Below are 17968 nucleotides of genomic sequence, written 5' to 3' on the forward strand. Positions count from 1 at the left end.
CGCAGGACTGAGCCCGGTGGAGCGCCGCCTGCTGAGAGTCGACAGGCTCGCCAGGCGTTGATGCCGTCTCGCATCCGACAGCGAGGAGGCCTGTTGCCAGGAGAAGCCAAAGGGAGGAATGGGTGCGGTGGGTTCGCATGGTGCCTGACGCGTTCGCAAGGCCCGCGCCAGCCGCCCGCTCGCTCGGTTCACCGCGCTTCTCTCGCGCGCCGCTCGGGCAGCGCCGCCGAGAGCACGACATGCAAGCACTGGCCGCAGGCCGCTTGGCACACGTGTGCCAGCCGGGATGGTGGGACTGTTGATTTGCGTCGGTACGGGATGGCGCCGACGTTCATGGGACCCGGGCAGCACACCTTGTGGGGTGAGCGCTCTGAAACGTGTGAGTCTGGCGCTGGATCAGAGGGGGACGGGCGCCGGAGGGATCTTGAACACGTCCCATGCGGGCGTGTGGTTGCTCGTGCCTGGATCCTGGTTCCAGAGGTAGATGGCCGGATACGTGTGCACCGTCGTGCCCTCCACGACCACGCCGGTCACGTAGAGCTGCGAAGCCTTCTTGCTCGGGGTCTTCTGGAGCGTGTAGCCGTCGCGCGACGACGAGAAGATGACCCAGTAATAGGTCTTGCCGTCGACGGTGGTGGCCTCGGGCGACCATTGAGGCCAGCTGTTGTGGATTCCAGGGCTCGTGACGCCGAGGCACGCGGGCGGGTCGTTGGCCGCGAGCCGCGTCGGCGTGCCGCCGGCCGCAGGGATGACGTGAATATCGGAGTTGGGGTTATAGTACATCTCCCCCGGACCAGGCGTCCTGTTGAACGCGATCAGCTGGTCGTCGGGGGCGAACGCCGGGTAGTACTCGTTGAAATTCGCCTCTGCGGCGCCGGGCAGGGGCGTGGCCGCGCCGCCCTGCCTGTTGTTGTAAGGCACGGTGTAGAGATCGCCGGCGCCTGCGGCGAGGCGCCCGTCCTTGCCGGTGTCGGTCGACACGTAGACGATGGTCTGGCCGTTGTTGCTCCAGTCCGGCATCATCGCCCCGCGCGGGTCGCCCTCGCGCTCGATGAAGCCGAAGGCGGTGCCTTCCGCGGCCGCCATCTCGGTCTTGGCCATCGTGGCGTTGGTCCCCTCGGCGTAGGTCGGCGCGGGCGACTCCAGGTCGAACCATGCGAGGCGCGCGTTCGGCATGCTGGTGTGCGACTGGCCATCCCAGACGGTGCCCTTGTCCCGGCCATAGGAGGTGATGAAGATCCGGTCTCCAGGGGAGAAATGCGCGGGCGACATCTTGGGTGGCCCGAGCCAGGCCTGGTTCATGGCCTCCGAGCCGCCGGGCGTCACATAGGCGGGGACCGCTCCCACCGAGTCTTCCTTCACGGACGCGATGGCGAGATCCCACGGCCAGTGGTCCATGAACATGACGGCCTCGCCGTCGGGCGTCGACGAATGGCACCCGATGCACCGCGCCTTGCCGTCGCCCCTCACGTTGCCGTTCTCGTCGCGCCGGCCGCCCTGCTGCACCTGGTCGACCTTCAGCGCGTCGACGACGCCCTCCTCGCCCACGCCGAACCCTGCCAGCCAGGCGTCCGCGGGCCCTTCGCCGATCGCCGCCCAGTACACCATGCTGCCGCCCGCCGGCGCCGGCGCGATGGTGATCGGTCCGGAGGAGCCCACGAGCGGCGCGCCCGGCGCGCTCGTCGACACGGAGCGGATCGTGATGGTGATCGGCTCGCCGCGGACGTGCGCGGCCAGCTTCTCCCACATGTCCTTGGGCATCTTCCATTCTCGGTTCGTCGTGTAGACGACCAGGTCGTTCTTCTCCCTGTCGGCGTGCACGCGGATCTCGAACAGGTCCTGTCCCTGCGGCGCGATCCAGCGGAACCTGGGCCGCAGCCAGTTGTTCGGGTAGAGCGCCCCGATCTCCGGCTCGGCGAGGCACGGGCCGCCTGTCCCGCCGCTGCCCGGGGCGCCGAAGAGCTCGGCCGCGTTCGCCGGCGGCGGCGTCCCGCTGTCGTCGAGCACCGGGGCCGCAGGAAAGTCCTCGCACACCTCGCAGGGAGGCGGCTCCACGGGGCCGCCGCTGCCCACGTCGAAGATGTTCCCCGTTCCGCCGCCGATGTCGTCCGGGATGCCGCCCGAGCCGCCGGTTCCCTGGACCTGCTGCGGGGGCCGATCCGCGCCTGCCGAGCAGGCGATCGCGCAGGCAGAGCCGATCACCAGAGTCCCAATCCGTTGATGCAAGGTTCTCATCCAGGTTCCTCCGTGCGCGCGCTCGAGGCTCGGCGCTCCCGGACCAGCGCACCGTGAGGTGCAGCCGTGATCTCGAGGCCGCGGCCGGCGTTGATCCCGGACGCTTGCGCGACGCGCCCGAACCCGGGCTGACGCGATGGCTACGTGGTCACGGTGCTGCTGGTTCGTCGCGCCGGGCCCCGGGGTGTACCAGCAGCGGATCGCGAGATCGCTCAGCGCGAGGCTGCCGCCGTTGCCGATGATGTGAAGAAAGGTTCGAGCGGGTAGGAGGACATGGACCCTTGTCGCTGTCAAGCGCCCGGCAGGGGCGCGTCGCGTGGCCTTGTTGCCGCGGTTGCGTCCGTTGCGTCGGTTGCGTCCGTTGTCTCTGCTGCCCCGCGGGGCCTGTCGGGGTGCTAGTTTCCTCGCGTGGCATCGCCGAATCGCATCGGGTTCCCGCTCACCCCTCGGCGTCCTCCCCGCGCGCTCGTGCTCCGCGATCTGTCGCCGGAAGAGGCCGGCGCCGCGATCGACTGGTCCGGCTGGCACCTGCCCGATGACGCGGAGCGTCCTGACAAGGCCGAGCGGTCCGAGGTCGTCCGCCTGCTGCTGTCGGTGATCGCGCAGCTCGCGCGCGAGCGTGGCTGGGCCGACTTGTACGCTGGTACCGGGCATCTCTTCGCGTGGGTGCGGGGCGAGCCGCTCGTGCGCGTCCTGCCAGACCTCTACGTCCTCGATCATCGCCCGTCGCCGCCCATCCCGCGGCAGTGGCAGACCTGGCTGCCGGGCCATCGTCCGCCGCGGTTCGCGCTGGAGGTGGTCGCGGGCGACTGGCACCGTATTTACGAGGATGCGCCGGCGAAGTACTGGCAGCTCGGCTGTCCCGAACTCCTGCTCTTCGATCCCGAGGCGGCTGCCGCCCGCGCGCCGCTCGCGGAGGAGCGGGTGCCTCTCCAGCTGTACCGGCGGGACGCGGACGGCACTTACCTGCGGGTCCACGGCAGCGGCGATCCCGTCTGGATCGAGGCGCTCGACGCGCACCTCGTCGTGTTGAAGGACGGCCCGCACCCGACGTTGCGCGTCGCGCGGAGCTCCCGCGCGACGGATCTCGTGCCTGCCGAGGAGGAGGCCCTCCGCTCCGAGGGCGAGGCGCGCGCCCTGGAGCAGCGCGCCCGCGCCGCGGAGCAGCGCGCCCGCGCCGCCGCCGAGGCGCGGGTCCGCGAGCTCGAGGCGCGGGTGCGCGACCTGGAGGCCCGCGTGACCCGGAGGTGAGCGCGGTGCGCTCGCCGGGACCTAAGGAATCCCCTTGGTTTACAGCCATTTTCAGCGGAGAAATTGAACAGGGAGGCGAGGAGACAGGGAGTATTTGAGGATTTTCCTCCCCGTCTCCCTGCCTCCCTGTGAATTTTCCGAAGAGTTCGAGGGGATGCCTCAGCGCCGCGACCCGGCTGCGCCAGCGCGCTCACGAGCGGGTCGCCGTGACGTCAGGGCGTGCAAGCGCAGCCGCAGACGGACATCTGGCCCGCGACGGTCGTGCTCCACTGCCCATTCCAGGCGCGGCCCGTGCCGCAGGCGGCCGGGCACTTGCTGGGGGCGTCGGCGCTGCTCCAGATGGGCCCGGCCTCGAGCGACACCGTGGCCGGCGGGGTGAACGCGCACTCGCAGACGGACATCTGGCCCGGGACGGTCGTCCACCATTGCCCGTTCCACTTCGTCGCGCTGCTGTACGCGGCGCAGGTGTTCGGACACTGCGTCTGAGCGTGGGTGTTGCTCCAGATGGGGCCGGCCTGCACGACGGCGGCGGGGCGCGGGCTGCATTCGCAGACCGACATCGCGCCCGGAACGGTGGTCCACCACTGCCCGTTCCAGTTCATGTTCTGCGGATTGCAGACGTTCGGGCACTTGGTCTGGGCATCGCTGGTGTTCCAGATCGGCCCGGCCTCCAGCGCGAGGTTCTTGGCGACGCACGCGGGGCCGAGCGCCTGCGACGCCTCCTCGACGGTCTCCTCGTCGGAGAACGCCTGCTCGGAGTCGCCTTCGTCCATCGGTACGCTGCAACCCGCGATGAACATGATGCCGAGCGCGCTGGAGGTGAAGAGTCCGGAGAGGATGTGTTTCGTGTTCATGGTCGGCTCCTGGAGTGGGCTGTCTGGTGGATGTCTCGGGCCGCGATGTTCGCCGCCCGTCAGCTTCTGGTTTCGGTTGTTTGCAGCCTGTGTGCCACCAGGGCGCGCTCTCCTCGGAAGCGCCAGGCCCTCTATGTCAGCGGGCAAATGCGAGCGGCATCCGCGCGTTTCCGGGGGCGCGGCGCGCCCGCCGACGGCCGCCTCGGCAAGATCTTGCCCGCGAGAGATCGCCGTCGCGAGTTGCCCGGCAAGAGGTTGCCGGCAAGGATGAGCCGAACGTAACAGCGGTGTCCTTCCGGCGACCGCGGCCTTCGTCCAGATCGTCGCTCCGCCCGGCACGTGAGCCGGCCAGAGCCCTCGGTCCCTGGCTCACCGTGCATGACCCGGCGCGCCGGTGAATGCTTGCGCGCAATGGAAGTGGAAATGGAGACGGATCGGCCGCCTGCTGCGACCTGGCGACACGAGCAGCAGCGGCGCGGCTGAGACTCGTGAGCGGCGAGGTCCGTGGTGGCGCTTGGAGCTCCCGAAGGAGCCTGATATAGAGACCAGCGAGGCGGAGCGCATGCGGTCAGGCAAGTCGGTGCAGGACGACGCGGCGAAGACCTGGACCCTGACGGGGAGGTCGATCTCTGCCATTCAGCAGACCGCGGCGCTGGGCATCGCGCTCGTCTGGCATCACGCCGGAAAGACGGAGAGACGATTGCTCTCGCCCGACACGCCGCTTGTCCTGGGGCGCGCCGCGCCTGCCGCGCTCTGCATCGACGATCGTACCCTGTCGCGGGAGCACGCCCGCTTCCTCCTCTCGCGCGGGCGGGTGTGGGTCGATGACCTGGGATCCAAGAACGGCACGTTCCTCGACGGCCGCCGCGTATCCCGCGCCGGGATCGCGATAGGGGATGAGGTCGTGCTCGGCAGCGTCGCGCTGCGGGTGCAGGCGTTCGGCGCCGGGGGCGAGTCCCTCGATATCGAGGGAGAGGAGAAGCTCTTGCGCCGCGTGGAGGACGAGCTGACGCGCGCCCGACATTTTCGCCGTCCGTTCGCCCTGCTCCACGTGCGCATGAGCGCGGCGGTCACGGCAGAGGGCTGGATCCACGCCGCGCGCGCCTGTCTTCAGCCCGTCCATCGTGTGGCGCTCTACGGCACCTGCGCTGCCCATGTGCTCCTGCCAGAGGCCGGCGCCGAGGAGGCGCGCCGCACCGCGCAGGCCATCGCTGCCTCCTTCGTGGGCAGCGACGCCCGGCTCCTCGTCGGCCTCGCCCTCTACCCGGACGCCGGAAGCACCGCGGACGAGGTCTTCGCGGCCGCGCGCGAGGCTGCCCGCCACGCCTCGCCCGAGCGCCCGGTGGCGTGCGGCCCGGCCGCGACCTCGGTGCTCGCGCGCGAGGAGCCGGAGGAAGGGGGGATCATCGCCGGCCAGCAGATGCGCGAGGTCATCGAGACGGTGAGGCGCGTGGGCGCCTCGCGCATCCCGGTCATCCTTCACGGCGAGACGGGGACCGGCAAGGAGGTCGTCGCGCGGATGATCCACGAGGGCGGCCCGCGCAAGGGGCAGCGCGTGGTGCGCGTCAACTGCGGGGCGATCCCGAAGGACCTCGTGGAGAGCACCTTGTTCGGCCACGAGCGCGGGGCGTTCACCGGCGCGCTGCAGCAGCAGAAGGGCGTGTTCGAGGAGGCCGACGGCGGCACGGTGTTCCTGGACGAGATCGGCGAGCTGCCGCCGCCGGCCCAGGCCGCGCTGCTCCGCGTGCTCGAGTCGGGGTCGTTCAGCCGCGTCGGATCGAGCCGCGAGATCGAGGTCGACGTGCGCGTCGTCGCGGCGACGCACCGGGATCTCGAGGCGATGGCCGCGTCGGGCGCGTTCCGGGCCGATCTGTATTATCGGCTGGGCGGCGTCGTCATCGACATCCCGCCGCTGCGCGATCGAAAGGACGAGATCGAGCCGCTCGCGCGGCATTTCTTGCGCGCGGCCAGCGCGGCCAACGGACGGCGTGTCGAGGGCATCACCCCGGACGCGCTCGCCCTGCTCTGCGCGTACGCGTGGCCTGGCAACGTGCGCGAGCTGCGCAACGTGATCGAACGCGCGGTGGTGGTGACGCCCGGCGCGCTCGTCGGCCTCGAGGATCTGCCCCCGAGGGTGCGCGCGGCGGCGGCGCGCGGCGAGTCCGAGCGCCCCTCGGACCTGGGGACGGACGCGGAGCTCGGCCGCGCTCCGCCCGACGTGGCCGTGTTCGGCCGCACGCCGTCCGCCGCGAAGGAGGCGCCCCCCGAGGGCGGGCAGGTCCGGGGGAAGGTGCAGCAGTATGAGGCCAAGCTGCTCCAGGACATGCTCGAAACCGCGGGCTGGAACCGGACCGAGGCCGCGCGGCGGCTGGGGATCCCGGTGCGCACGCTGTCCTACCGCATGAAGGTCCTGGGTGTGAAGCGGCCCTCTCCTCGCTGATGCAGGGCTGCTGTCGACGGGCCCCCGCGTCTCGAAGCTGAGCAAGCGCGCTGGGAGCTCGCTACACTGCGCCCACCATGCTGAATCGCACGATCGCGCGGAAGTACTCGCTGAGACGAGAGATCGGACGCGGCGGGATGGGCGTCATCTGGGAGGCGTTCGATCAGGTGCTCCGGCGTCCTGTGGCGCTCAAGGTGATGACGCCCGAGCATGTCAGCTCCGACTCGGCGCGACGCCGGTTCGAGCGAGAGGCGACGGCGATCGCTCGGCTCCAGAACGAGCACATCGTCCAGATACACGACTACGGTATCGACGAAGATTGCCCGTACATCGTCATGGAGCTGCTCGAAGGGGAGGACCTCGAGGCCAGGCTCACCCGGGAGCGGCAGCTCTCGCCGTCGGCAATGCTCGCCCTGCTCCGGCAGATCGCCATTGGCCTGCAGGTGGCGAGCTCGGCGGGGATCATCCACCGCGATCTCAAGCCGGCGAATGTCTTCCTGGCGCGGAAGGAGCCAGGAGAGTGCGTGAAGCTCCTGGATTTCGGCGTGGTATGGACGATCTTCGAGTCGGACGACGATCAGCAGGGCTCGTTCGGCAGGGTCGTCGGCACGCCGTCGTACATAAGCCCCGAGCAGGTGCGCGCCGTCGTGCCGGATCACCTGAGCGATCTCTGGTCGCTCGGCGTCATCACCTACAGGGCCCTCACGGGCCGGCTCCCGTTCGCGGCGAGCGGGATCGGGGAGCTGCTCATCAGCGTCTGCACCGATCCGTTCCCGCCGCCGTCGAGCGTCGTGCCCGGACTGCTGCCCGGCTTCGACGGCTTCTTCGAGCACGCGCTGGCGAAGGACCCGGCGCAGCGGTTCCAGTCCGCGGCCGATTTCGTGGCGGCGTTCGCTGCGGTGATCGATGCCAGCCAGGGCCCCGTCAAGATCCTCATCGCCGACGATGAGCCGGACGTGGCGCTCATGATGAAGCTGCTCTTCCGGCAGAAGATCCGCGACCGGGTCTACGAGTTCATCTTCGCGGACAACGGCGAGAACGCCCTCGAGGAGCTCCGGCGCCACCCCGACATCGACGTCGTCGTCACCGATATCAACATGCCCGTGATGGATGGTCTCACGTTGCTTGGACGCGTCCCCGAGGTGAGCCCCTTTGCGAGGACGGTGATGATGTCCGCCTACGGCGACATGGGGAACATCCGGAGCGCGATGAACCAGGGCGCGTTCGATTTCCTGCTCAAGCCGATCCAGCGCGGCGATCTCGAGGCGACAATCGACAAGACCATCAAGCACGTCGCGGAGCTGCGGAGGAACGCCCGCTCGGACGAGGAGAACAAGATCCTCCGGCAGTTCACGAGCGCGGCGTTGATCGAGCGGATCCGGGAGATGGGCCCCGCGATCGCGCTCGCGAGCGAGGCGGTCATGGCCACGGTGGCGTTCATCGACATCTTCCAGTTCACGCCCGTGACCAGGGAGAGGCTCCCCGGCGAGGCCATGCGGCTGCTCCGGGCCAACTTCGAGGTGATCGTCCCGGAGCTCGTCGCCAAGGGGGGGGTCGTCGACAAGTTCCTCGGCGACGCGGTGATGACGGTGTTCCAGGGGCCGGATCACCTGTCGCGGGCGCTCAGCGCGTGCGTGGCCGTCCGCGCGCAGATGGCGGCGGTGGCGCGCCGCGCCGGCGAGGGCTCGCCGTACACGCAGGGGATCTGCATCGGGCTCTCCACGGGGCAGGTCCTCTCCGGCAGCGTCGGATCTCAGGCGTACGGCCGGCTCGACTACACGGTGCTCGGCGAGGTGGTCAACGCCGCCGCGCACCTCGCCAGGGCGTCGCGGCCCGGGGAGATCCTCGTCGAAGCGACGGTCCGCGAGGCCGCGCAGCAGCTCTTCGATTTCGAAGAGGTCGGCGCGCGGAGCCTGCTGCCGGGGGCCCCTCCCGTGAGCGTCTTCAACCTGGTCAAGCGCGCTCCGGTCGACGTCATCGCAGGGGGCGAGCCGACCATCGGAGTCCACTCGACGACCACCATGCGATGAGGTCGCAGCCTGAACGGCTCCGCGCAGCGGGCTACGCCGGCCGCAGGATCTGCCGCACCGAGTCCACGTCCGTGACCCGGTGCAGCACCGGCTGGAGCCCGGCGCCCGGCGCCTCGCCGAAGGCGCCGCTCGCGGCGACGGCGCGGGCGCGCGGGCCGTCGAGCACGAGGAACACGTCCCTCAGGCCCCCGGCGCCCGGCGCGTCGATCACGTCGACGATGCGCGAGCGATCGAGGTGCAGCTCCTCGTCGCCCCGCTGGATGAGCACGCGCCGGTCGGTGATGAGGTACCGCGTCCGCGCCGAGAGCCGCGCGGGGCGCACCACCGACATGTAGAGCATCGCCGCGCCCGCGGCGACGAGCAGCACGATCGTGAGCGAGAGGGACGCGACGAGCGCCACGAAGGAGACGCTCTCCGGATCCATGCCCGCCGCGGTCACGATGCGGATGCTGCGCACGGCGTGCACCGCCGTGACCACCGCGAAGGCGCCGAGGAGCACGCCGAGCAGCACCGAGCCGACGCCGCGCAGGCCGTTCGGGAGCCACTTGTGCCAGCCGTCGGCCGGGTGCGCCGACCAGAGCACCCGCTCGCCCTCGTCGAGGCGCTGCGAGAGCAGGCGGTGACCGTCGCCCGCGGGCGCCGACGGGACCACGCCCCGGAGGATCGCCCAGACGCGATCCGGGGCCACGACCCCGGTCAGCACGATCGACAGCCGCCGCCGGAGGGCGCCGGTCGGCACCGCCCTGACGAGCTCGAGGTCGCCGACGCCGGGGTGCTTCGGGTTCCAGTGGATGCGCGCGTAGCTGATCGACCGCCGCTCGATGGAGCGCCGGAGCTTCCCGCGCTGCACGACGATGTGCCGATCGGTCAGCATGTACTCCAGCTCCGAGCGCCACCAGCGCGGCAGGTAGCTGAACGCCACCGCGAGGCTCGCCATCCAGGCCGCGAAGGCGAGCAGCTGGTTCGGCGACGCGTCGAGCGCCTGGCTCACGACGATGGCGGACGCGGTGCTGATCGCGGAGGTCACGCCGCAGACCGCCGCGCCCACGAGGTAGAGCATCGGCGTCGCGACGACCTTGGGACGTCCGGACCAGAGCACATGCTCATCGAACACCGAGTCACGCATCTCGATGGATCCTCCGTCCGGGGTGAGCTGGCCGGCGCCGCCCCCGCGCGCGAGGGCGACCACGTTAAGGTGAACCCGCCGGCCGGGGTCGTAAAGGGGGCTCTCGCCATCGCGCGCTCTACGCTGTACGACCAGAGCGCCATCGGTAACCACGCGCACGCGCGGCCTTCCTTCGCCGTGCGCCGCCGGAGCGGGCGGAAGCGGCGCGCGGCCGTCCAGGCGATGAAGCGCCCGCCGCCTCGGCTCAGCGCCGCTGCGGCGCCGCGAGCTTGCGCAGGCGCTTCAACGTCTGTTCGGATTCCCTCTCGCACTGCGCCCGCCGCGCCTTCGCCAGCGGCAGCCAGTGATCGTTCCCCGGCGCCCGGGCGATGTAGGACTCCCACGCGGCCACGGCCTGCAGGTAGGCCTCTGCGCGCGCGGCGCCGAGCTCTGCGCTCCGCGCCGCGGCCCAGTGGCCGAGCGCCGCGTACCAGGCCTCGTCGTAGGGAGGCACGTAGAACCAGCCCGCGCCGTTGATCTGCTGGTCGGCCCGGTCGTAGGTCCTCGCGAGCCGGATGTTCTCGATGCCTCCCTCCAGGTCGCCGGATCGGTCGAGCGCCACCGCGAGCCCCCAGAGCGTGGTCACGCCGTAACGGACCATATCGAGCGACCCGAGGGTCGAGAGCGAGGCGCGGTACCCCTCGACCGCCGACGTGATGTCGCCGAGCGCCATGTAGGCCTCGGCCTGGTTGGCCAGCAGCAGCGCCCGCGAGACCGCGTGCGGCTCGAGCACCAGCGCCTCGTCGTACGCCTCGATCTCGTCCGTGTACCTGCCGAGCCGCGCGTAGCAGACCGCCAGCGCGTGCCAGGCGTCGGCCCGGAAAGGCGCCGGCGGCTGGAGCCGCAGGAGCCCCTCGAGCGTCGCGACGGCGCCCTGCACGTCGCCGAGGTGCTCCAGGATGTCGGCGTAGCGCAGCCGCACCGAAGGGGTGCGCGACGTGGCCGCGCCGGCGCGCTCGTACAGGGCGCGCGCCTCGCGCAGCCAGAGCGGGCCGATCTCCTCGACCCGCTCCAGGAGCGGCGAGCGCCGGAGCTGGTCGTACCGCGCGAGGAGCGCGTCCGCCTGGGAGATGAGCTCCTCGCGCTCGTCGGCCGCCGGATCGAGCGCGCGGGACCAGACGGTCGGCGCTGCGTGGAGGGGCCCCGCCGCGAGCGCGAACGCGAGGAGCGCCGCGACGCCCGCCAGGCGCGAGCGCCGCGGCAGGGGCGACCGCCGGGGCGGGAGCGACGGCCGCGTCACCGCGCCCCTCCCGTGGTTGGCCGCGGCGCCGCGCTCCGCTCCTGCGGGGCGCGCGCGGGCCGGTGGCCTCCGCCGCCTGCGCCTCGCCGGAGCGCGTCGAGGCGCGCGCGCGCCGCCGGGGCCCACGGCCCCTGGCCGCCGGCGCCCGACAGGTACGCCTCCCAGCGCGCGATCGCGGCCGCCGTCATGGCCCGCTCCAGCGCGAGCGCCTCGAGGGCGAGCCTGTCCTCCGGGACCGCGAGGTAGTCGACGGTGCGCAGGCGCGCCGCCGCGCTGGCGAGGTCGTCCGCGGTCCGCTCGCGCGCGGCCGCGCCGGCGCTCTGGTTTTCCGCGCGCCCGCGCGCGCCCTCCCCGCGCGGGCGCGCGGCCTCCAGGGGGGTCGCCTCGCCTTCGAGCGCGGCGTCCGCCTGGGCCTTGTCGCCGGAGCGGTCCAGCGCGAGCGCGAGCGACAGCGTGACGTCGCGGGCGAGCTGCGTCTGCGCGCGCAGGCGCGCCTCGCGCAGGTAGGCGATCGCCTCGTCGAGGTCCCTGCGGGCGGCCGCCTCTCCGCGCGCGCCGCCGGGCGGCCTCGCGCTCGCGTCCGCGACGGACGCCGCGCCCGCGGTGGCCATCGACAGGTGCGCCGCCTCGAGCAGCACGAGCGCGCGCTGGTCCGCGGTCCCGAGCAGATCGATCCGCGGGACGAGCGCGCGGTAGATCGCGATCGCCTCGCCGCGCTTGCCGGTGCGGGCGAGCGAGCGCGCGAGGTCGTGCATCGTCTGCGGATCCTCGACGCTGCGGGGATCGACGCTCCGCGCCCGCTCGAAGGCGCGCGCGGCGTCCTCGGGCGAGCCGAGCGCGAGGGCGGCGCGGGCGAGCAGGACCTGCGGCGCGGCGTGCCCCGGGAGGAGCTGGTCGGCGAGGCGCGCCGACGCGCGCGCCGCCTCGGCGTCGCCGCCGAGCTGCGCCTGGCCGCGCGCGAGCAGGTCGCAGTAGCGCGGGAGCTCGGGCGCCCGCGCGCGCTCCCAGACCGTGGGCCCCCGCGCGATGGCCCGGCCGGATCGCGCCGCGCACTCGGGCGGACGCCCCGCGGCCGCCGCGGCGGCGACCAGATCGCCAGCCTGTCCGGCGTGCGCGGCGAGCGGGAGGACGAGCAGGGCCGTGAGCAGCAGCGGGCCGAGGTGCACGGCGAGAGTGTACCAGGGAGGCGCACTGGAGGCTCACGCCGGGGCCGACGGCGCAGGGCTGCGATCCGGTTGATCGGGTGGGCGTTGGTCCGTTATGGTGCCCGAGGTGACAGCGTCGACGGGGGGCGTTCGCGGGTCGTGTATCGCTGGACTCCGCAGCCTTGGAGCCTGAGGAGGATCGACATCATGGGCGAGGTGATTCGCAAGGATGCGCCAGCGGACGACATCATCGGTGACGTGCGCGCGACGCTCCACAGCGCTTCCGCGAAGGGCGGGCCCCTCCGGGAGCTCGCCGAGCAGCGGCTCGTGCCCGTGCTGACGCTCTTCGACGGGGTGGAGGCCCAGCGCAACGCCGCGCGCTCCGAGGCGGAGCCGCTGCTCGCCAAGGTCGAGGCCGAGTCCGCGCGCGCCGACGACGCGCTCGGCAAGGTCGCCGACGACGTCTGGAACGCCGTGGGGCGCCCCTCCGCGGATCCTGCGCTGTCGATCCTGTTCCCGGGCGGCGTGGCCTACTTCGCCGACGACGAGGACGGCGATCTCACGGGGCAGCCGGATCGGCTGGAGGTGCTCGCGCAGCTGCTCGGCTCGGGGATCCACCCGAAGCTCAGCCTGGACAAGGCGCAGGCCGCGGCGGCCGAGGTGAAGTCGGCGGCGGCGGCGGTGCGCTCGACGGTCGAGGCGACCCGGCTGCCGCTGGAGCGGCTGAGCGTGCTCGACCGCATCCGCGTCTCGGTGGCGAAGAGCGCGCACATCGAGCTTGTGCACCTGAAGCGTCTCTACAGGGCGGCTGGCTTCAGCGAGGCGGAGATCCACGCGGTCATCCCGGATCGCGGCCGGGCACGGCGCCGCCTGTAGCGCGCCGCGCCCCTCGGCTCACGGGCGGGGGTACGGGCCGGGCGCGCCGAAGCCCGACGGCACGCTGCGGCCGTAAACCCCGTAGTAGGGGGAGACGGCGGGCGAGTAGGGCCCGTTGGCGCCGAAGTAGACGGGGCCGTAGGAAGGCGCGCTGTTGGCGAAGCCGCCGCCGTAGTTGCCGTAATTGCCGTAGTTGCCGTAGTTGCCGTAGTCGGTGTAGTTCCCGTAGGTGCCGTAATTGCCGTAGTAGGGAACGCCAGGCGGATAGCCGCCCTCCGGAATGTACGGGCTGCCGATGAGCGCGAGCAGCGACGTGGCGAACGAGAGGTTCCGCTTCGTGGCGCTCAGGACCTCCGGGACGAGGTGAGAGAGCCCCGGGTGCAGCTCGGGCCCCACGATGGCCATCTGCTCCTGGAGATGGGCGAGGAACTCCCGGTGTCGATGGATCTGAACATTGACGAACGTCCAGTCGAAGCTGGGCCCCGCGAGCCCCGTGAGCTGCTGCTGAGCCGCCGCGCCCTGCTCGATCAGCGCCAGGCTGATCTCGTTGTCCACCGGCGCCATGCCCATCTGCGTGAGCGCGAGCGCGAGCTGCTGGCTCGCGGCGGTATGATAGTCGAACAGCTGCGCGGCGAGCTCGATGACGTGCGGGTCCGACGCCTTGGCTCGGGCCATCTGCGCGTCGCTGATCTCGGTCGCGTTGAAGGCGGCGAGCACCGCGGCGAGCTGCGGCATGGTGAGGGAGAAGGCCTGTGAGGTGGACTCGACCGCCTCCTCCGAGCTGTCCTCGTCCGCCGCCACCAGAACACCGTCTCCCGCCGCGACGGAGCAAGCGCTGGTCCCCGCGAGCGCGAGGGCTGCCATCCATGCAAAACGAAGAGAGTCGACTCGAATGTTCATAATTCCCCCATGTCATTGACGGAAGCGGGGCCGGCGCTGGAGCGCTCGGCGGTGATGCCTGGCCCGCCCCGTCACGTATCTTGAACTGTTGTTGGGAGACGCAAGCCGCGAGAAGATCAAATAAGCAATTCTCACCAGCGCGCAGGATCGGCTGAATCGTCCGTGCCGCGCGACGGACCGGCGCAGAGGTGCCACCTCTCGACGTCGATGAACGGACGCGGGCACCGCCCGGACCGGCGGCCCTGGAATCCCTGCGTGAGGGCGGGCGGGGGCCGGGAGCGGCGCTGTCGGAGGATCAGCGTGGTGCCGTGTCCTGGCTCGACGGAGAGCGCAGGACGGAGTTTGCCGCTTTGCTGGAGGACGGGCCCGGAGTCGGGATCTCGGTCACTGCCACCTGGCGCCGTCACCTGGCCGCCCGGGCGGGAGAAGGACGTCAGTCGGAGATCCTGGCCGGTTTGCGGGCCAGGACGCCGACGGTGCCATAGTAGACACCCCACGCCGACGGATCGGCCGCGAACCGGGCGTAGCCGGCGAGATCTTCCGCGCTGACCCGCCCTGTCGCGAGGTGCCTGTGCTGGAGCTGGGTGGCTGAGAGGCTCATGATCTCGGACAGCGGGTGACCGCCCGGGCACAGCGGCGCCTCGTTCTCGACGGCCTCGATGGCGAGCCCTCGCGACGTCAGGATCGCGGGCAGGCGCAGGCCGAGGCCGGGGTCCTTGCCGTCGGCCTCGAACATCGCGAGGATCGACCGATTGACCCGATCGAACGCCTCGATATCCGGACCGGAGGCGCCCCTCGCCGCGGTGAAGTCCGGCTCCTCGAGCACCAGGTGGCCGCCGGGCTTCAGCGCTCCGAGCATGGCGTCGAGGAGATCCCGGAAATCCGCGTTGTGGACGAGCACGTAGCGGGCGTGCACCAGATCGAAGCGCGCCGCGTGGAAATTGAGCTGGCGGATGTCGCCCTCGATGATCCGGACGCCCGGCGGCGGAGAAGCGTCCATGAACCCGACATCGAGGTCGACCGCGACCACCTCGCCCTCGAGGCCCACGCGCTCTGCCATCCAGCAGGCGATCGACCCAGCGCCGGCTCCTACCTCGAGACAGCTCCAGCCGGGCCCCATCCCGGACGCCTTGAGAAGGCGCCGGCTGCCGGGGTCGAAGAAGCCCTCGATCCGCCGCAGGCGCTCCAGCTCTCGCGCACGCTCCGAACCCGCAAACACGTAGCTGTTCTCGGCCATAGGAATGGACAGAATAATCGATCCCATGGAGGAAGAGCGAACTTCTCCCTGCTGACTTCGCCCCACCTTCTTCCAGCGACATCGATCTGTCGAGCGGCGCACAGCGGGTGAGCTGTTCGGCCCGGGCTGTAAAGCGCGCTTGTGCTGACGATATGTCCAGACGCCTTCAAGGGAGCGGGAGCGCGCCGTCACCGCCAGGCGAGCAGCCTTGGGCGGAGCCACAAGAGGCCTGGCGCGGCGGGCGCGAGGGCCGCGAGCCCGAGGACCGCGGCGCGAAGGAGGCGCCCTTCCCGCGCGGCTTCTGATGAGCACGCCGCTGCCCTGCCGCCGGAGCTGGTCCAGCGCGGCCCGGGCGCCGTGGCGTGTGGCGCGTGTGGATCGATTCGCTCGCTCCGTGACCGGCTGAGCGCCTGTCATCGAGCGCGCGCCGGCCGGCGTCAGGCGTTGTTCGTGTCCCGAGGGGTCAACGGCTCTCGATCGGGCGCGGCCCGATGCGCCGTTCCGGCGTCGTCTCGATCCCGAGGGCCGGATCCGGCCCCAGCATGTCGAGCGCGGGACGCTACGCCGCCAGGCTCCGGAGGCGGCCTTCGCGCGCACGGGCGCGTCCGCATCGCCGGCGGCTCGGCACGAGCCGCAAACGCAAACGACCTGGGAGACACATCATGCGAAGCATGTTTCTGGTAGTCCTGACCGCGCTGCCGCTCATGGCCTGTGGGGGCAATCAAGGCGGAGAGGCGGCCTCGCCGGCGCCCACACCGGCGGGCGGAGAGACCCCCGGCGCGCCTGGAACCCCAGGAGCGCCCGAGAGCGGAACGCCCGGCGCGGGTACGATGCCTGGAGAGACGGGAGAGCCGGGCGCCCAGGGCGGGCAAGGCACCCAGGGCGGCACGCAGGAGTGGGGCAGCGGCACCCAGCGCAGACCGGGCACCGGCGGCACGAGCGGCGGCACGCCGGGAGGCACGCCGGGCACCGGCGGCACGACGGGCGGCACGCCGAGCACGGGCGGCGCGCCGGGCACGGGCGGCACGCCGGGCAGCGGCACCGGCGGCACGCCGGGGGGAGGGGCTTACGCGCCGGGCGGCGGAACCGGCACGCCGGGCGGGACCACCACGCCGGGCGGCGGCAGCGGCCAGCGGGGCGGCGCGCCCGGCGGCGGAAGCAAGAACGGCGGCTCGGGCCAGTAATTAGCGAAGCTGCACGTCCGGACAACCGTCCCGCTGGACGAGACGGCGGCTCATCGCCCGCTGCGGTGAGCCGAGGTCCCGCCGCTCAGGCGAACGCGTTGCGCCGGACGATGGTCGCCTCGCGGTCCGCGCCGACCGAGACGACGTCGACCGGCACGCCGGTCTCCTTCTCGACCATCTCCACATACTGCCGCGCCGCCGCGGGCAGCTCGGTCATGGAGCGGGCGGCGTCGATCGACTCGCTCCACTCGGCCACCGTCTCGAGCACCGGCTTCGCCGTCGCGATGTCGTCGATCGGGAACTCCCGCGTGCGCCCCGACGGCGTGTCGTAGGCGACGCACACCTTGAGCTCCGGCATGCCGGTCAGCACGTCGAGCTTGGTGAGCGCGATCCCGTCGAGGCCGTTCACCCGCGCCGCGTAGCGCAGCGCCGGCAGGTCCAGCCACCCGGTCCGCCGCGGCCGGCCCGTCACCGAGCCGTACTCGCCGCCGACCGACCGGAGCCGCTCGCCGAGCGGGCCGTTGAGCTCGGTCGGGAACGGCCCCTCGCCCACGCGCGTGCAGTACGCCTTCGCCAGGCCGAGCACGCGGCGGATGCGCGTCGGGCCGACCCCGGCGCCGACGCACGCGCCGCCCGCGATCGCCGACGACGACGTCACGAACGGGAACGTGCCGTGATCGATGTCGAGCAACGTCCCCTGCGCCCCCTCGAGGAGCACGCGCTCGCCGCGGCGGAGCGCGCCGTCGATGAGCTGCGACGTGTCGGCGAGCAGCGGCGTGATGCGCTTCGCCAGCGGCGTGAGCTCGTCGAGGATCGCGTCGAGCGACGGCGGCTCGCCGCCCAGGGCGCGCAGCGTCGGCGTCCACGCCTCGATCGAACGCGACACGAGCTGCGCGAGCCGCTTCATGTCGCGCAGATCGCCGAGCCGCGCCCCGCGCCGCGACGCCTTGTCCTCGTAGCAGGGGCCGATGCCGCGCTTGGTCGTCCCGAGCCGCACGCCGTCGGCCGCCGCCGCCTCGCGGAGCGAGTCGACGAGCGGGTGGAACGGCAAGATCAGGTGCGCGCGATCGGAGACGAACAGCCGCCCCTGCGTCGAGCAGCCCCGCGCCTCCACCGCGTCGATCTCGGAGACGAGCACCCCGGGATCGACCACCATGCCCTGCGCCATCACGCAGCGGGCGTTCGAGCGGAGGATGCCGCTCGGGATGAGCCGAACGATGAGCTTCTCCCCGCCCACCACCAGCGTGTGGCCGGCGTTGGGTCCGCCGGCGTAGCGCACCACGAGGTCGGCGCTCTCCGTATAAAGGTCGACGACCTTGCCCTTGCCCTCGTCGCCCCACTGTGCGCCGACGATCACGATCGCGGTCATTCCGAAGCTCCTCTTGGATCACGTGGCCCGACCTCGGCCCGC

Annotated in this window: 13 protein-coding genes; 5 read left to right on the forward strand and 8 right to left on the reverse strand. The window is 71.9% G+C overall.

Translation table 11 applies throughout. The features are described 5' to 3' along the window. Nucleotides 1-396: 396 nt before the first annotated feature. Nucleotides 397-2202, reverse strand: coding sequence for a hypothetical protein (locus WMF46_RS47500; RefSeq protein WP_437983297.1), 1806 nt, complete (start codon nucleotides 2200-2202; stop codon nucleotides 397-399). A 441-nt stretch (nucleotides 2203-2643) separates the two neighbouring features. On the opposite strand from WMF46_RS47500, the gene WMF46_RS47505 reads away from it, so the two are divergent. Then, nucleotides 2644-3486, forward strand: a complete 843-nt coding sequence (locus WMF46_RS47505) for a Uma2 family endonuclease (protein WP_437983298.1) — start codon at nucleotides 2644-2646, stop codon at nucleotides 3484-3486. 212 nt (nucleotides 3487-3698) lie between these two features. Here the strand turns inward: WMF46_RS47505 and WMF46_RS47510 are convergent, their stop codons facing one another. Beyond that, nucleotides 3699-4340 carry a mannan-binding protein gene (locus WMF46_RS47510; RefSeq protein ID WP_437983299.1) on the reverse strand — a complete coding sequence of 214 codons (642 nt, stop codon included), beginning with the start codon at nucleotides 4338-4340 and terminating at the stop codon, nucleotides 3699-3701. A gap of 562 nt (nucleotides 4341-4902) precedes the next feature. Here WMF46_RS47510 and WMF46_RS47515 point away from each other — a divergent pair. Both WMF46_RS47515 and WMF46_RS47520 read left to right on the forward strand, forming a co-directional pair. Beyond that, a complete protein-coding gene (locus WMF46_RS47515; protein WP_437983300.1) occupies nucleotides 4903-6780 on the forward strand; it encodes a sigma 54-interacting transcriptional regulator in 1878 nt (625 codons plus the stop codon). Nucleotides 6781-6857: 77 nt separating this feature from the next. Next, nucleotides 6858-8810 carry a protein kinase domain-containing protein gene (locus tag WMF46_RS47520; RefSeq protein WP_437983301.1) on the forward strand — a complete coding sequence of 651 codons (1953 nt, stop codon included), beginning with the start codon at nucleotides 6858-6860 and terminating at the stop codon, nucleotides 8808-8810. A gap of 31 nt (nucleotides 8811-8841) precedes the next feature. Here WMF46_RS47520 and WMF46_RS47525 read toward each other — a convergent pair whose 3' ends face one another. The 3 genes from WMF46_RS47525 to WMF46_RS47535 all read right to left on the reverse strand — a co-directional run bounded on the left by WMF46_RS47525 (nucleotide 8842) and on the right by WMF46_RS47535 (nucleotide 12381). Then, nucleotides 8842-9936 carry a hypothetical protein gene (locus WMF46_RS47525; RefSeq protein WP_437983302.1) on the reverse strand — a complete coding sequence of 365 codons (1095 nt, stop codon included), beginning with the start codon at nucleotides 9934-9936 and terminating at the stop codon, nucleotides 8842-8844. A gap of 244 nt (nucleotides 9937-10180) precedes the next feature. After that, a complete protein-coding gene (locus WMF46_RS47530; RefSeq protein WP_437983303.1) occupies nucleotides 10181-11215 on the reverse strand; it encodes a tetratricopeptide repeat protein in 1035 nt (344 codons plus the stop codon). Further along, on the reverse strand, nucleotides 11212-12381 hold the full coding sequence (locus WMF46_RS47535) for a hypothetical protein (protein ID WP_437983304.1): 1170 nt from the start codon (nucleotides 12379-12381) through the stop codon (nucleotides 11212-11214). Before WMF46_RS47535 ends, WMF46_RS47530 begins: the two co-directional genes overlap by 4 nt. A gap of 186 nt (nucleotides 12382-12567) precedes the next feature. Here WMF46_RS47535 and WMF46_RS47540 point away from each other — a divergent pair, with 186 nt between their 5' ends. After that, a complete protein-coding gene (locus tag WMF46_RS47540) occupies nucleotides 12568-13236 on the forward strand; it encodes a hypothetical protein (RefSeq protein WP_437983305.1) in 669 nt (222 codons plus the stop codon). An 18-nt stretch (nucleotides 13237-13254) separates the two neighbouring features. Here WMF46_RS47540 and WMF46_RS47545 read toward each other — a convergent pair whose 3' ends face one another. Both WMF46_RS47545 and WMF46_RS47550 read right to left on the reverse strand, forming a co-directional pair. Next, nucleotides 13255-14100 (reverse strand): DUF4142 domain-containing protein, encoded by an 846-nt coding sequence (locus WMF46_RS47545; RefSeq protein WP_437983306.1) that lies wholly within the window; start codon nucleotides 14098-14100, stop codon nucleotides 13255-13257. A 469-nt stretch (nucleotides 14101-14569) separates the two neighbouring features. Continuing rightward, a complete protein-coding gene (locus tag WMF46_RS47550) occupies nucleotides 14570-15400 on the reverse strand; it encodes a class I SAM-dependent methyltransferase (protein WP_437983307.1) in 831 nt (276 codons plus the stop codon). A 635-nt stretch (nucleotides 15401-16035) separates the two neighbouring features. Between WMF46_RS47550 and WMF46_RS47555 the strand changes: the two genes are divergently transcribed. Beyond that, nucleotides 16036-16557, forward strand: coding sequence for a hypothetical protein (locus WMF46_RS47555; protein ID WP_437983308.1), 522 nt, complete (start codon nucleotides 16036-16038; stop codon nucleotides 16555-16557). A gap of 85 nt (nucleotides 16558-16642) precedes the next feature. Here the strand turns inward: WMF46_RS47555 and WMF46_RS47560 are convergent, their stop codons facing one another. After that, nucleotides 16643-17926 (reverse strand): adenylosuccinate synthase, encoded by a 1284-nt coding sequence (locus WMF46_RS47560; RefSeq protein WP_437983309.1) that lies wholly within the window; start codon nucleotides 17924-17926, stop codon nucleotides 16643-16645. Nucleotides 17927-17968 lie beyond the last annotated feature (42 nt).

It is taken from the genome of Sorangium sp. So ce117 (assembly GCF_051524395.1).
Lineage (GTDB): Bacteria > Myxococcota_A > Polyangia > Polyangiales > Polyangiaceae > Sorangium > Sorangium cellulosum_B.